At 73.8% G+C, this 13,906-nt stretch carries 16 protein-coding genes; 11 read left to right on the forward strand and 5 right to left on the reverse strand.

Annotated elements, in window-relative coordinates:
• Window positions 1-220: 220 nt before the first annotated feature.
• Window positions 221-391 carry a PHP-associated domain-containing protein gene (locus VKZ81_RS35275; protein WP_414709507.1) on the reverse strand — a complete coding sequence of 57 codons (171 nt, stop codon included), beginning with the start codon at window positions 389-391 and terminating at the stop codon, window positions 221-223.
• Window positions 316-954: a CehA/McbA family metallohydrolase gene (locus VKZ81_RS29740; protein WP_324245041.1), complete on the reverse strand. Its 639-nt coding sequence runs from the start codon at window positions 952-954 to the stop codon at window positions 316-318. The genes VKZ81_RS35275 and VKZ81_RS29740 overlap by 76 nt, the downstream gene beginning before the upstream one ends.
• On the opposite strand from VKZ81_RS29740, the gene VKZ81_RS29745 reads away from it, so the two are divergent.
• The 5 genes from VKZ81_RS29745 to map all read left to right on the forward strand — a co-directional run bounded on the left by VKZ81_RS29745 (window position 946) and on the right by map (window position 5,366).
• Window positions 946-2,382: a helix-turn-helix domain-containing protein gene (locus tag VKZ81_RS29745; RefSeq protein WP_324245042.1), complete on the forward strand. Its 1,437-nt coding sequence runs from the start codon at window positions 946-948 to the stop codon at window positions 2,380-2,382. The genes VKZ81_RS29740 and VKZ81_RS29745 overlap by 9 nt on opposite strands.
• Entirely contained in the window at window positions 2,379-3,296 is a 918-nt protein-coding gene (locus tag VKZ81_RS29750) for an NAD-dependent epimerase/dehydratase family protein (protein WP_324245043.1), read from the forward strand. The genes VKZ81_RS29745 and VKZ81_RS29750 overlap by 4 nt, the downstream gene beginning before the upstream one ends.
• A 90-nt stretch (window positions 3,297-3,386) precedes the next feature.
• Window positions 3,387-3,800: a hypothetical protein gene (locus VKZ81_RS29755; RefSeq protein ID WP_324245044.1), complete on the forward strand. Its 414-nt coding sequence runs from the start codon at window positions 3,387-3,389 to the stop codon at window positions 3,798-3,800.
• A gap of 158 nt (window positions 3,801-3,958) precedes the next feature.
• Window positions 3,959-4,510 (forward strand): P-loop nucleotide/nucleoside kinase family protein, encoded by a 552-nt coding sequence (locus VKZ81_RS29760; protein WP_324245045.1) that lies wholly within the window; start codon window positions 3,959-3,961, stop codon window positions 4,508-4,510.
• 76 nt (window positions 4,511-4,586) lie between these two features.
• A complete protein-coding gene (gene map, locus VKZ81_RS29765; RefSeq protein WP_324245046.1) occupies window positions 4,587-5,366 on the forward strand; it encodes a type I methionyl aminopeptidase in 780 nt (259 codons plus the stop codon).
• Here the strand turns inward: map and VKZ81_RS29770 are convergent.
• A complete protein-coding gene (locus VKZ81_RS29770) occupies window positions 5,338-6,138 on the reverse strand; it encodes a metallophosphoesterase family protein (protein WP_324245047.1) in 801 nt (266 codons plus the stop codon). The two genes, map and VKZ81_RS29770, sit on opposite strands and share 29 nt — an antisense overlap.
• Before the next feature lie 4 nt (window positions 6,139-6,142).
• Window positions 6,143-7,330 carry a carboxylate--amine ligase gene (locus VKZ81_RS29775; protein ID WP_324245048.1) on the reverse strand — a complete coding sequence of 396 codons (1,188 nt, stop codon included), beginning with the start codon at window positions 7,328-7,330 and terminating at the stop codon, window positions 6,143-6,145.
• Window positions 7,331-7,581: 251 nt separating this feature from the next.
• Between VKZ81_RS29775 and VKZ81_RS29780 the strand changes: the two genes are divergently transcribed.
• The 5 genes from VKZ81_RS29780 to VKZ81_RS29800 all read left to right on the forward strand — a co-directional run bounded on the left by VKZ81_RS29780 (window position 7,582) and on the right by VKZ81_RS29800 (window position 12,314).
• Complete coding sequence (locus VKZ81_RS29780; protein ID WP_324245049.1) at window positions 7,582-7,848, forward strand: hypothetical protein; 267 nt, start codon at window positions 7,582-7,584, stop codon at window positions 7,846-7,848.
• Window positions 7,841-8,122: an SH3-like domain-containing protein gene (locus VKZ81_RS29785; protein ID WP_324245050.1), complete on the forward strand. Its 282-nt coding sequence runs from the start codon at window positions 7,841-7,843 to the stop codon at window positions 8,120-8,122. The genes VKZ81_RS29780 and VKZ81_RS29785 overlap by 8 nt, the downstream gene beginning before the upstream one ends.
• Window positions 8,119-8,706, forward strand: a complete 588-nt coding sequence (locus VKZ81_RS29790) for a nitrile hydratase subunit alpha (protein ID WP_324245051.1) — start codon at window positions 8,119-8,121, stop codon at window positions 8,704-8,706. Before VKZ81_RS29785 ends, VKZ81_RS29790 begins: the two co-directional genes overlap by 4 nt.
• 105 nt (window positions 8,707-8,811) lie before the next feature.
• Entirely contained in the window at window positions 8,812-11,025 is a 2,214-nt protein-coding gene (locus tag VKZ81_RS29795) for a glycoside hydrolase domain-containing protein (RefSeq protein ID WP_324245096.1), read from the forward strand.
• A complete protein-coding gene (locus tag VKZ81_RS29800) occupies window positions 11,022-12,314 on the forward strand; it encodes a glycosyltransferase (protein ID WP_324245052.1) in 1,293 nt (430 codons plus the stop codon). The genes VKZ81_RS29795 and VKZ81_RS29800 overlap by 4 nt, the downstream gene beginning before the upstream one ends.
• A 25-nt stretch (window positions 12,315-12,339) precedes the next feature.
• Here the strand turns inward: VKZ81_RS29800 and VKZ81_RS29805 are convergent, their stop codons facing one another.
• Window positions 12,340-12,837, reverse strand: coding sequence for a MarR family transcriptional regulator (locus VKZ81_RS29805; RefSeq protein WP_324245053.1), 498 nt, complete (start codon window positions 12,835-12,837; stop codon window positions 12,340-12,342).
• Window positions 12,838-12,967: 130 nt separating this feature from the next.
• On the opposite strand from VKZ81_RS29805, the gene VKZ81_RS29810 reads away from it, so the two are divergent.
• Window positions 12,968-13,906: an NADP-dependent oxidoreductase gene (locus VKZ81_RS29810; RefSeq protein WP_324245054.1), complete on the forward strand. Its 939-nt coding sequence runs from the start codon at window positions 12,968-12,970 to the stop codon at window positions 13,904-13,906.

Raw genomic sequence — 13,906 nt, forward strand, 5'->3', positions numbered from 1 at the left:
CCACCCCGCTACCGACCTGACGCGAGCACGATCGGGTTCGTCAGCGCCGCCACCGAGCCGTGCTGGTCTCGAACGGCGGCTCGGACGAACCCGGCTTCGTCCGAGGGGGTCTCCCAGGCCACGGTGCCGGCCCCGCCCGGCGGAAGCGCCGCGGGGTGAACGGTCCCGCGCTCGGTGTGGAAGCTGACCCGCCCCGAGGGAACCCCGCGGACACTCGCTGTCACCGTGGCCCTCTCCGCGCGGAGCCCGCGAGCACGGCGGCCGGGGTGAGCGCGTCGGCGAGGACGACGGTGTGCTGCGTGCCGAGCTGACCCTTCAGGTGGGCGTCGCTGTTGCCGACGGCTGGGAGCCATCGTCCGGACGCGGCGCCGCCGCCAACCCGCGACCCCATTCGGCCAGGGCCGCCTCGTTGCCCGCCTGCCACGGCAGGGTCGAGGTCCACCGGCCGTTCCAGACCTCGACGGCGTCGAAGAGCTCGAACGGGTATCCGAGCTGGCCACCCGGATACGGGGCGTGGGGGTGCGCGGCGACGCAGAGCCCGCTGGCCGCCCGGACCCGGTCGAGCTGGGCGGTCAACCCGCCGTCGCGCACGCCGTACCGCCAGTCGATCACACCCGCCTCGAGTCCCAGGGCCAGCCGGTGCCCGGTTCGGGTGGTCACCTCCTGGTCCAGGATCACCAGCAGGTCGTTGCCGTGGGGTGCCCAGTCCGCATGGCCGTCGACGGTGTTGTGCTCGGTGGAGGCGATGAGATCGAGACCCGAGTGCAGCGCGGAACGCACGATCTCATCGACGGTGAGGTCCGCATTGTTCGAGCGCACGCCGTGGACGTGGCAGTCGCCCCGGAACCATTCCGGCATCCGCTCCCGTCCTCCCGCGCTCGACGCGCCATACTCTGCCAGGCGGCGGAGGCGGCTGAGGCGAGCGGCGGCATGGCGTGGTTGCAGGTGGCACACGAAGCGACGGCGGGTCCGCCGGACGGTTCCGATGTCGGTGAGATCCTCCGCTGGTACCGCAAGCGGGAGAACCTCACGCAACAGGACGTCGCGGCGCTTCTGAACACGACGCAATCGCGCGTTTCCAAACTGGAGAGAGGAACACAGGCGCTCCGCGACGTCACCGAGCTGCGCCAGATCGCGCGGACGCTCGGCATCCCCCCGGAACGGCTCGGCGTTCTCCCCGACAACTCGCCGGACGCGACCCCGTCCCCGGTGCACGTGAGCGACCGGCCGGGACCGGTCCGCGACAGCCAGCAGCTGTGGCGGCGCGTGCGACGGGAGCTGAACACCCACCGCGCTCCCCTCGGCGACCTCGCGGCCGAGCTGTACCCCGAGGACTGGCGGCTGCCTGGCACGACGGTGCTCGCGCCACCGAGCTGGCTCCCGCACGGTCCGGTGGACCTCACGGACATCACGTTGGCCTGGCTCCCCGGGGCGCCGACGCCGACGGTCGACGGCAGGGCGCCCGAGTCCGCCGGGGCCCGGCCGCTGATGGCGAGCGGCGCGCGCTACGACCGGTACTCCCGCGCTCTGCGGGATCTGGCGCGGCCACGGCTGTTCGACAACCGCGTCAGCTACCGCCTGCTGAGCGTCGACTGGGCCGAAGGCCGCGGGCGCCTCGGGTTCAACTACACGAGCTACTTCGACGCGCTCGACGTCGGCGAGGCCCTCGGGCACGAGTTCGCGCAGGCGTGGCTGAGCGCGGGACGGAAGCGGCCCAGCCCCGCCTCCCTGCCGTTCCGGAGGAGCATCGACGACCCGTTCGACCTCGCGGCACGCCCCATGCTGCCCAGCATCAACACCCTGACGATCCGGCGCGACGCCATCGACGGTCACCGCATGTTCCTGCACCGGCGCGACGCGAGGTCCGTGGCGGCCGCGGGCGGGATGTACCACGTCGTACCCGCGGGGGTCTTCCAGCCCGCGGCGCTCGCGCCCGGCCACCAGCGCAACGACTTCTCCCTGTGGCGGAACGTGCAACGCGAGTACTCCGAGGAGTTCCTCGGCACCGCCGAGCACGACGGCAACAGCACCGACCCGATCGCCTACGACACCGACGAGCCGTTCGCCTCGTTCGAATGTGCCCGCCGGGCGGGGGACTTCCAGGTCTACGCCTGCGCGGTCGTGCTCGAACCGCTGACCTTGTGGGTGGAGCTGCTCACCGTCGCCGTCATCGCGGCGCCGGCGTTCGACCGCCTCTTCGCCGACATGGTCGCGGTCAACGAGGAAGGCGCCGCCCTCAGCACGGCGTCCGACCGGTCGACGATCGGCGTCCCCTTCACGAGCGAGGCGCGCGAGCGCCTCCGCCAGGAGCCCTTGTCACCGATCTCCCGCGCGTGCATCGAGCTCGCGTGGCGGTACCGGCACGAGCTGCTGGGGCGATGAGGGTTCTCGTCACCGGCGCCAGCGGGTTCGTCGGGTACGCGGTCGCGGCGGCTCTCACCGAGCGCGGCCACACCGTGGTCGGGTTGACCCGGTCCACCACGTCGGCCCTGCCCGAGGGCGTGCGGCGGGCGCACGGAGACCTCAGCCCGGACTGCCTCCGTGACGCTCTCGCCGACGTCGACGGCGTGTGCCACCTCGCGGCGCGCACGCGGGCGCGCGACTCCCGCGCCGACCCGCTCGGCTACTGGCGGACCAACGTCGGTGGGACGCTCGCCCTGCTGGAGGCGATGACCGCGACCGGCGCCCGCCGGTTGGTCCTCGCATCGACCTGCATCGTGTACGGCGAGCGGGACACCCGGCCCATCGACGAGACCGCCGTCACCGCACCGACCAGCCCGTACGGCACCAGCAAGCTCGCCGCCGACAACGCGGCCATGGACCTCGCCGCTACCGGCGCCATCGGCGCGATCAGCCTGCGCGCTTTCAACATCGCGGGCGCCCTACCGGGCCACCCGGATCCGGACGAGACCCGGCTCATCCCTCGCGCGATGGCGGTCCAACGCGGCACGGCACCGGAGTTGGTCGTCAACGGCGACGGCGGCGCGATCCGCGACTTCGTGCACGTCGTCGACGTGGCCGACGCGTTCGCCCGCGCCCTGGAGGCCTGCGAGCCGGGCACCGCCCGCGTCTACAACATCGGCAGCGGCCGACCGACCCGCGTGCGTGACGTCATCGACGTGGTCGAACAGGTGACGGGCCGACCGGTCGCCCGCCGGCACGTTCCCCCGGCCGGGGAACCGCAAGTGCTGCTCGCGGACAGCAAGGCGATCCGAGCGGACCTCGGGTGGGATCCGCGACGATCCGATCTGCGGGTCATCGTGGAGGACGCCTGGACCGCGGTGTGCGACAGGTAGTCGCCCAGCGAATATTCCGGTTCGCGATATTCCGACAACGCGTGCCGATCGCCTGTCGAGCAGCGGGCGGTGCGTGTTGCATGACAGGTCGTGAGCGGCTCTGACACGCGCGACGTGAACAGCGGTGACCGGACCATTCCGAGCGAGCCGCCATCGGTCGGACGCGGCGTGCAACTGATCGGGGCACGCGTCGACCTGGGCATGCCGCTCACGTCGACGTCACCGGTTGTCGGAAGCCAGCACTTCCGCATCGTCGTTCACCTGAACCACGGCGTCCGACTGGTTCTGGACGTGGCCGGTGCGGACGTGCCGTCCGTTCGCCGCTGCGCCACCGTCCTCCTGCGGATCGCGTCCGTCGGCGGCCTCCCCGCGGCCGGCGGCCTGTGCTGGTGCGAGGTCTGGGCCCCCGACGAGACGGGCGAATTCCTCGATTCGGCCCAGGTCGACGAGACCACCGGGGGCATCGAGTGGGAGTCCGACCCGGACTCCGGGACGCGGCCCTGATGGTGGCGGAGCCCGGCTCCCCGTCCCGAGGACCGCTGCGGCTCCTCGCTTCCTGGGGCGCCTCGCAGGAGGAGAATCCGCCGCCGCCTCGCTCGCGGGCGACTGATCGGCGCCAAACCGATGGCGTCCCGGTCCCCGCCCCGGGCAAGGTGATGACCGTGAGCGCCAAGCCGACGTTGCACATCACGGTCGGCCTGCCCGGGGTCGGCAAGACGACGCTCGCCCGCGAGCTGGAGCGGACCCGCGGTGCCCTGCGGCTCACGCCCGACGAGTGGCTGCTGCCGCTGCTCGGCGTGCGGTGGACCTACTTCGGCGACAAGCGCGACGTGCTGGAGGGCCGGCTCATCTGGGTCGCCCACCAGGTGCTGCGGGCGGGCGGGTCGGTCGTCCTCGACTTCGGTTTCTGGTCCCGCGAGGAGCGCTACGCGATGCACGCGATCGCCGACCTCGCCGGTGCCGACTTCGCGCTGCACCACGTCACCCTCCCCGAGGACGAGCGGAGGAGGCGGGCGACGGAGCGGTGGCGCCGGGCCCCGCACGAGACGTTCGCGATGACCCCCGAGGACCACGAGCGGTTCCGCGCCATGTTCACCCCGCCCGACGCCGAGGAGCTCGAGGGCCGCCCGCCCCCACCGCCGCCCGCGCCGTACGAGAGCTGGCCCGCCTGGGCCGCCGACCGGTGGCCCACGCTCCCGCGCCTGGACGCCTGAGCGGCACCCTCCGGTATTTCTATCCCGGCCCCGTGCTAGCGTGCCGGTATAGAAATACCGGATACGGGGGGGACTCGTGATCGAGCTCAAGACACCCGGCGAGATCGCCCGGATGCGGGTGACGGGGCGGTTCGTCGCCGAGGTGCTCGCCGAGGTCGGGCGGATCGCCGACGTCGGCGTGAACCTGCTGGAGTTGGAACACCACGTGCGCGGGCTGATCTCGCGGCGCGGGGCGGAGTCGTGCTACTGGGACTACGCGCCCTCGTTCGGTGAGGGGCCGTTCCGCAACGTCATCTGCCTGTCGGTCAACGACGCGGTCCTGCACGGCCTGCCGCACGACTACACCCTGCGCGACGGGGACGTCCTCAGCGCCGACCTCGCGGTGGGCATCGACGGCTGGGTGGCCGACGCGGCGCGCACGTTCGTCGTCGGTACGCCCGCCGAGGAGGACCTGCGGCTCGTGCACGCCACCGAGCAGGCGCTGGCGGCGGCGATCGACGCGGCTCGGCCGGGCAACCGCCTCGGTGACGTCTCGGCGGCGATCGGGGCGGTGGCGCGCGAGCACGGCTACCCGGTCAACACCGAGTTCGGCGGCCACGGGATCGGCCGCACCATGCACGAGGACCCGCACGTGCCCAACACCGGCCGCGCGGGGCGCGGCCTCGAGCTGCGGCCCGGGCTCACGCTCGCGCTCGAGCCGTGGTTCGCGCGCACGACCGGCCGCATCGTCTACGACCCCGACGGCTGGACGATCCGGTCGGCCGACGGCTCGCGCACGGCGCACTCCGAGCACACCGTGGCGATCACCGAGGGCGAGGCCCTCGTGCTCACCCGGGGCGAGGACGAACCCGAATAGCGTGCAGCAGCCGCCTGGCCCTGCGGGCCGCGGTGGCGACCGGCCCGGGCCGGACGTGCAGCGCGTCCGGCGGCAGCCGCCGCGCGCGCAGGGCCGCCCGCGTCGCCGCGGCGTCGTACGGCTCGGCGAAGAAGCGCACTCGGGCGTGGTCGAGGTCGAGCAGGGCGAACCGGGCGAGCGGCACGCGTTCGCGCTCGCGGGACTGGCCGACCGACCCCGGGTTGACCAGCTGCCGCTCGTGGCGCGGGAGTGCGAACTCGGCCGAGCCCGGCGCCGCGCCGGGGGAGGGGAACAGCGTCCGCGCGCCGTAGAGCCACGGGTGGTGGGTGTGGCCGAGCACGAGCACCCGCCCCGGTGGGAGACCGGCCAGCAGCTCGGCGGCCCGCGCCTCGGAGCGGACGTACTCCTGTGGGTCGACGGGCGAGCCGTGCGCGAGGTCGACGCCGGCGACGCTCGCCGTCCGGGGCAGCGCCGCGAGGTGGGCGCGGACGTCGGGCCGCACGACCTCGCGGGTCCAGGCGAGGGTGCGGCGGGCGAGCCGGCCCGCCCGCGCGTCCGGCAGCGCCCCGACCAGCATCAGGTCGTGGTTTCCCGCCACGCAGGTCGCGCCGAGCTCGGCGATCGTCTCGACGCACTCGTCGGGGTGCGGGCCGTAGCCGACGAGGTCGCCCGCGCACAGGAACGCGTCGACCCCCTCGCCGCGGAGCCGGGCGATCGCCGCCCGCAGCGCGGGCAGGTTGGCGTGGACGTCGCTCAGCAGGCCGATCCGCACGCGATCACTCCTCGCTGCCGCTCGTCCTGCGCAGCACGGCGTCCCGCGCCCGGACCGCGGCCATGCCGAGCAGCGGCCCCGGATCGTCCCACTTCCACACGCCGGTGACCGGGTGCGCGCGGGCGAGCCACGACACCCACCGCGCCACCGGGATCCCGTGGGCGCGGGCGGCGAGCACGTCCTTCGGGTGCACCCAGTCGACGCGGCGCCGGACGTTCGCGCCGGTGGGCCGGGGCCGGCCGGTGAGGTCGGCGTGCACGAGCGCGGGGAGGTTGACCCCCGCCCGCGCGCCCGGGTGCGCCCACAGCGTGAGCCGCGCGTTGATCTCGAACAGGTGGAGCCGCCCGTCGGGCCCGTACTTGAAATCGATCTTCGCGACGCCGCGGAGGCCGAGCACGCGGCAGACGTGCCTGCCCAGCCGGGCCACCTCGTCGTCGTCGGTGATCGACAACGCGCTGGTGTGGCCGTACTCGGCCGGGATGGTCCGGATCTTGCGCCCGGTGAACTCGCCCGCGATCCCGCCGTGCTCGTCGACGTAGACGTGGTAGCTGACCACCGCGGTCTCGGGGCCGGGCACGCTCTGCTGCGCGATCGCGGGCTTGCTCAGCTCGCGCAGGCGCGGCCAGAACCGCCGCAGCTCGTCCTCCGTTCCGATCCGCACCGCCTTGGCCGAGCCGCCCACCGCCGCGACCCAGCTGCGGTCCCGGGCCGTCGGTTTCACGATCACCGGCAGGCCGAGGGCGCGCAGCTCGTCGGGGGGTTCGGGCGAGCGGCCGTCGACGACGACGGTCGGCGGCACCGGCAGCGCGTGCGCCGCGGCGAGGGCGGCGAACCGCGCCTTGTCCTCCATGGCCTCGACCAGGCATGCGTCCGGGAGGACGAAGCGGAACCCCTCGGCGAGCCGGTCGCGGTGACGGGAGACGAAGAGCATCGACTGGTCCGAGCACCACAACAGCACGGGCGGGGTGGCCTGCCGGTGGGCGAAGCGCACGAGCCGGTCGGCCAGCGCCGCGTCGTGCCGCTCGGCGGACAGCATCCAGTCCCACGTCAGCACGGTGCGCGCGCACCGCGACCACCGGGCCGGGTCGCCGGTCGGGGCGACCACGCCGACCGGGACACCGTCCATCGCGAGCGCCCGCACCACCTCGATGACGCGCGCGCCGAGCACCAGCGCGAGCGGCTTCCCGCTCACCCGCCGGGTCCTTCGAAGGCCGCCTCGCCGGTGACGCCGGACGCGCTCGAGGTGCACGGGTTCCACCGGCGCACCTTCTCCGCGGAGGCCGGACCGATCACGCCGACGCGCGGGGCGTGGCGCGTGATCGCCCGATCGGGCCACCCGCGCCGCTGCTCGCTTCAGGAAAGCCACATTCATGAACGTGGGCTTCGTGAATGTGGCTTTGCTGAAGTTCCGCGGCGGCCGCAACCGCCCGTAGGCTGCCCGGCATGGCGCGGGTGCACGACGTCGGCGGGCAGACCGGCTTCGGGCCGGTTCCCCCCGTCGAGGAGGACGAGCCGCCGTTCCACGCCGACTGGGAGGCGCGGGTCTACGCGCTCAACGTCGCGATGCTGCGGCGGGGGGTGTACAACCTCGACCAGTTCCGCGACGCCATCGAGCGGATGCCGCCCGCCGAGTACCTCGCGGCGTCGTACTACGAGCGCTGGCTGCACGCGGTCGAGACGCTCACCGCAGACAAGGCCGGCGATGGGTGAGCCGCGGTTCGCGGTCGGCGACCGCGTGCGCACGAGCACCGTCGACCCGCCCCACCACACGCGGCTGCCCCGCTACGCCAGGGGCCAGGTCGGCGAGGTGGTCGAGGTGCAGGGTTGCTGGCCGCTCGCCGACGACCGGGCGCGGGGGCTGTCCGACCCGCGGGTGGAGCCGGTGTACACCGTCCGCTTCCCGGCCGAGGCCCTGTGGGGGCCGCCGGGCGGGCACTGGGTGCAGGTCGAGCTGTGGGAGTCCTACCTGGAGGGGGCGACGTGAGCGGGCAGCACACCAACTCCGAGATCGCGGTCCGGGTGCGCAGGCTGGAGGAGCGGCTGATCGGTGCCGGGCTGACCAGCGACGACGAGCTCGACGCCATCATCGGGCAGGTCACGTCCGGCTCGCCCGCGAACGGGGCCCGCGTCGTCGCGCGCGCCTGGGTCGACCCGGGCTACCGCGAGCGGCTCCTCGCCGACGGCAACGCCGCGCTCGCCGAGCTCGGCTTCTCGATGAGCACCGGTCCGCAGCCGCAGCGGTTCACCGTCGTGGAGAACACCCCCACCCGGCACAACGTGCTGGTGTGCACCCTGTGCTCGTGCTACCCGATCGCTCTGCTCGGGCCCTCGCCGTCCTGGTACAAGAGCGAGGCCTACCGGGCGCGCGTCGTCCGCGAGCCGCGCGCGGTGCTCGCCGAGTTCGGGCTGGAGCTGCCCGCGGACACCGAGATCGTCGTGCACGACACGAGCGCCGAGAGCAGGCACATGGTGCTGCCCATGCGCCCGGCGGGTACGGAGGGGCTGAGCGAGGAGGAGCTGGCCCGGCTGGTCACCCGGGAAGGCCTGATCGGCACCGCCGCGGTGTGAGCGCGCGGGCCGCCGGCGGAGACCACGACGCGTAACGCCGGCGTAACCGCTCGGGGCAGGTCGCGCCTCTACAGTCTGGCCATTCTCGACATCGTTGACCCGTTCATCGGGACCGCCGCGACCAGCCTCCCACCCGCGAGCGGTCTCGCCGCCACGTGGTGGTGGCCGAAACCGCAGGTGGGCAACACCCACCCCGGGGCGACCTCGCCGCTGGGGATGGTCTCGGCCTGCGCCTACTCCGGCGCCTACCCCACCGGGTACGGCCGCTACGCCAAGAACACCGAGGGCGTGCCGGAGGAGATGTACCCGGCGCTGCAGGCGTCCGGCTTCACGCACTTCCAGCAGTCCGGCACCGGGGCGATCCGCAAGTACTACAACTACGTGCGCGTCACGCCGATGGTGCAGCCCCTCGACGACCTCGGCGAGGCGTGGGCCCTGCACGACGAGGCCGCGTCGCCCGGCTACTACGCCACCACCCTCGACACCGGCATCCACTGCGAGATCACGGTGGGGGAGAAGGTCGCGGTCCACCGCTACACGTTCCCGGAGAGCCGCAGCGCCCGCGTGGTGGTGGACCTGTCCTGCGGCGGCCTGGACATCGAGCTCGGCCGCACGGTCCCGCTGCGGGCCCACGTCGAGAGCACGGGGCGCGGCCGCGCGCAGGGCACCGTGGTGCTCGAGGGCGTGCCGCTGTCGGTGCACGTCGAGGTCCTGGGCCTCGGCTGGCGGCAGATGCTCTGGCACGACCGCCGCCTCATCGAGGGCGGCACCCGGCTCGACTTCGACAGCATCCGCCAGACCACGCTCCGCCCGTTCGGGCTGCTGTTCATGGGCCCGGTCCGCGCGGGCGACGTCGTGGAGGTGCGGCTGGGCTTCTCGCTGCGCGGCTGCGACCAGGCCCGCGAGAACCTCGGACGCGAGTGCGGCGGCCCCGAGCCGGCCTTCGACGTGGTCCGGGCCCGCACCGCGGACCGCTGGGCCGAGCACATCGGCCGGGTCCGGGTGGAGGGCGGGACGCCCGCGCGGCGGCAGGTGCTGGCCACGGCGCTCTACCACTCGCTGATCAAGCCGTGCTTCGCCGACGACGAGAGCCCGTTCTGGCCGGCGCCGGGGCCCTACGTGTTCGACATCTGCACGATGTGGGACCTCTACAAGACCCAGATCCCGCTGCTGATGACGATCGCGCCGGCGCGGGCGACCGACCTCCTGGAGTCGCTGATCCGGGTCTGCGAGGAGGAGGGCAACTTCCCGATCGGCTACCGGATGGCCCGCGGGGCGGACCGCTTCTTCCGGCAGGCCAGCGCGCTCGCCCACACGGCGCTCGCCGACGCGCACACCCTGGGCCTGCCCGGCATCGACTGGAGCTGGGCGCTCGTGCACATGGTCGACGACCTGCGCCGCCTCTACGGGGAGGACTTCTTCGAGCACGGCATCGTGCACCCGATCACGCACACGCTCGACCTCGCCCACGGCCACCACTGCACGGCCGCGGTGGCGCGGGCGCTGGGCGACAAGCGCCTCGCCGACGAGCTCGAGACGCGCAGCCGCTGGTGGATCAACGCCTTCGACCCCTCGACCGGCCTGCTGCGCGACTCGGAGTTCTACGAGGGCGGCAAGTGGAACTACTCGTTCCGGCTCGTGCACGACATGCGGACGCGGATCGCGCTCGCCGGCGGCGACGCCGCGTTCATCGCCATGCTCGACGCCTTCTTCGGCTTCGGCGCCGAGCCCGTGCAGCAGCCCGGCCGGCGCCCCACCACGGAGGAGATGGCCGCCGGGTACGCGCTCAACCGGTTCGAGGGCCTCAACAACGAGCCCGACGTGGAAGCGCCGTGGGCCTACCACTACGCCGGGCGCCCCGACCGCACCGCCGAGGTCGTGCACGCCGCCCTGACCTGGCAGTTCGGCACCGGGCCCGGTGGCCTGCCCGGCAACGACGACTCGGGCGGCCTCAGCTCCTGGTACGTGTGGGCCTCGCTCGGGCTCTTCCCGATCGCGGGGCAGGGCCTGTTCCTGGTCGACGCCCCCGCGTTCGAGCGGGCCGCCGTGCAGGTGAGCGGTGGCGAGTTCGTGATCGAGACCACCGGTCACCGCGAGCAGCCGATCGGCGCCGACGGCATCGAGGAGACCCCACCCGTGCAGTACGTGCGGTCGGCGCGGCTGAACGGGCGGCCCCTCGAGGCCACCCACCTCGCCGCGGCGGACGTGCACGCCGGGGGCGTGCTGCACCTGGAGCTCGGGCCGGAGCCGTCGTCGTGGGGGAGAGCGGCCCGTCCCCCGTCCTCGTCCGACACCCGAGCGGGAGGTGGCCGACCATGACCCAGCGCCGACTCGTCATCGTGGTGCGCGCCGATCCGGTGATCTGCGGGCACTCCGGCGAGGCCCGCAACCTGGCGGAGGCCGCGCTGCACCGCGGCTTCACCGACGTCCGGCTGCTGACGTGGCCGATCCCCGCGCTGCAGGCCGCGGGCCTGCCGCTCAAGCCGCTCGAGCGGCTGCAGCCCTACTCGGCGGGCATCACGGTGGAGCGCCCGGGGCCGGTCGGGGACTACCGCGTACCGGACGGGCGCTACCTCGCCGGCCTCACCGGGCGGCTGGTCGAGCTGCTCGCCGAGCCGGTCCCGACCACCTGCCTGTCGATGTACCTGTCGCCGCACGCGAACGTCGTGGTCGACGCCGTGGCCGCCGCCCGCGCGGCCGGGTTCCCCGCGGACGTGCGCACGATGGCGAAGGCGGTGGGCTCCGACGTCACGAACGTGATCCGCTCCTGCCTGCGGGACGGGCGGTTCGGCGCGGCCGCGGTGGTGCTGACCACCTACCTCGCGCACGACGAGGTGCTCGCGGTGTCGGAGTACACCCGCGACCAGGTCGTCCTCGCCGCGGAGGCGGTCGACGCCCGCTGCGGCACGCGGTTCGCCGCGGCGTGCCGCGACCGCGTCACGATCAGCTACCCGCCGATCGACACCTCCGCCTACCGGGACCTCGACCCGGCGGCGGTGGACGCCGCGCTGGCCCGGCGCGGGCTCGAGCGCGACGGCTACGTGCTGTTCCTGTCCCGTGTGACCCGGGCGAAGGGCATCCACGACCTGGTGGCCGCCTACGCGGCGTCCCGGGCGAGGGAGCGGGTGCGGCTCGTCGTCGCGGGCACCGGACCGGCGCTGCCGGAGATCCGCGCGCTCGCCGCGGGCGACGACCGCGTCGTCTTCCTCGCCGACGTCGACGACGACGAGAAGCCGCTGCTCATGCGCGGCTGCGCCACCTACGCGCTCCCCACCCGGCCCGAGCCCGACTTCGTGGAGACCTTCGGCATCGCGCTCACCGAGAAGCTGCTCACCGGGGGCGGTCCGGTGATCACCACGCTGACCGGCGGTACCGGCGAGGCGGTCGGCGACACCGCCGTGATCGTCGAGGCGGGCGACGTCGAGGGCCTGCGGGCCGCGCTGGACCGGGTGGTGCTGGAGATGCCCGAGCACGAGCGGCGCGGCATGGAGCTGCGCGGGCGCGACCACGCCATGGCCTTCGACCGCTTCCGGGTCTTCGACCACCTCTTTCGCGCCCCCAGGCACGTCACGCTCGTGGACGGGTCCCCCGCCGCGCACGCCGGCTGAACCGGACCCGCGCTGAGCGCGCCGCTCACGACGAGCGGGCGGCCCGCCCCTTGCGCGCGGCGGCGGAGCGGGGCGGCAGCGCCCGCATGTGGTCGCGGACCCGGACCATGATGTCGCCGAGGTGCTCCAGGTCGTCCTCGGAGAGGGGATCGAACAGCATGCTGCGCACGACCTGGACGTGACCGGGGAGGATCCGGAAGAACAGCTCCCGGCCCGCATCGGTGATCTCGACGAGGGTGGCGCGCTCGTCGTCGGGGCTGGGGGAGCGGGTGATCAGCCCGGCCTTCTCCAGCAGGCCGGCCTGGTAGGTGAGCCCGCTGCGGCTGTAGACGACGCCGTCGGCCAGCTGGGTCATCGTCAGGGGGCCGTCCGCGTCGGCGAGGCGGGCCAACAGCTGGAACTGCACGTAGCTGAGCCCGCCCTCGGCCCGCAGGTGCTGCTCGACGTGGTGCTGGAGCAGGCTCGCCGCCTCCGAGAGCGCGAAGTAGGCCCCCAGCTGCCGGGGATCGAGACCCTCGCCCACATCCCCATCATCCACTACGTCCAATTGCTTCGACATCGAAGCACTGTGGCGGGCATCACATTTGCTTCGAACTCGAAGCAGGCTACCGTCGGTTGTGCTTCGAACTCGAAACAACGAGTTAGGGGGAACCATGACCGGAACGATGAAGGCGGTCCGCTACCACTCCTTCGGCGGCAGCGACGTGCTGGTGCACGAGGAGGTGGACCGCCCGGTCCCGGGCCGGGGGCAGGTGGTGCTGCGGGTCGCGGGCACCGGGTTCAACATGCTCGACGTCGCGCTGCGCGCGCGGATCCTCGAGCTCCCGCTGGCCCTCCCGCACGTCCCGAACGTCGACGTCGCGGGTGTCATCACCGAGCTCGGCGACGACGTGACCGGCTGGAGGGTCGGGGACGCGGTGATCGCGTTCCTGCCGCCGACCGAACCCGGGGCGGCCGCCGAGTACGTCGCCGCCCCCGCCGCGCTGCTCGCCGCCGCACCGCGCACCGTCGACCTGGCCGACGCCGCCGCCCTGCCCGTGGCCGGCCTGACCGCCCGGCAGGCGCTGTTCGACGACGCCGGCCTCGAACCGGGGCAGCGGGTCCTGATCAACGGCGCGGGCGGCGGCGTGGGCGGGTACGCCGTCCAGCTCGCCAAGCGCGCGGGCGCCACCGTCACCGCCACCGCGAGCCCGCGCAGCCGCGACCGCGTCCGCTCCTTCGGTGCGGACCACGTCGTCGACCACACGACCACACCGCTCGTCGAAGCGGTGGCCGGGCAGCGGTTCGACGTGGCGCTCCAGCTGGTCCGCAGCAGCCCGGAGGAGACCGCCCGGCTCGCCGACCTCGTCGCCGACGGCGGGGTGCTCGCGAGCGCCACCACCCCCGGCCCGGAGCGGGTCGGGCGCGGTGTGCGGACCGTGCAGGTGATGGTGCGCAGCGATCCCACCCGGCTCACCGAGCTGGTCGACCTCGTCGACGCCGGCGAGCTCGAGATCACCGTCACCCAGCGCCGGCCGCTCGCCGACCTGGCCGCCGTGCACGACGCCGCGGTCGCCGGGCAGCTGTCCGGCAAGACCGTCCTGATCCCCTGA

Source organism: Pseudonocardia sp. (genome assembly GCF_035305885.1).
GTDB lineage: Bacteria > Actinomycetota > Actinomycetes > Mycobacteriales > Pseudonocardiaceae > Pseudonocardia.

Excerpts from the sequence above, each read along its gene's own strand:
- VKZ81_RS35275 (WP_414709507.1), bottom strand. The coding sequence starts at position 391 with ATGGGGTCGCGGGTTGGCGGCGGCGCCGCGTCCGGACGATGGCTCCCA.
- VKZ81_RS29750 (WP_324245043.1), top strand. The coding sequence starts at position 2,379 with ATGAGGGTTCTCGTCACCGGCGCCAGCGGGTTCGTCGGGTACGCGGTC.
- VKZ81_RS29780 (WP_324245049.1), top strand. The coding sequence starts at position 7,582 with ATGGCGCGGGTGCACGACGTCGGCGGGCAGACCGGCTTCGGGCCGGTT.
- VKZ81_RS29785 (WP_324245050.1), top strand. The coding sequence starts at position 7,841 with ATGGGTGAGCCGCGGTTCGCGGTCGGCGACCGCGTGCGCACGAGCACC.
- VKZ81_RS29800 (WP_324245052.1), top strand. The coding sequence starts at position 11,022 with ATGACCCAGCGCCGACTCGTCATCGTGGTGCGCGCCGATCCGGTGATC.
- VKZ81_RS29810 (WP_324245054.1), top strand. The coding sequence starts at position 12,968 with ATGACCGGAACGATGAAGGCGGTCCGCTACCACTCCTTCGGCGGCAGC.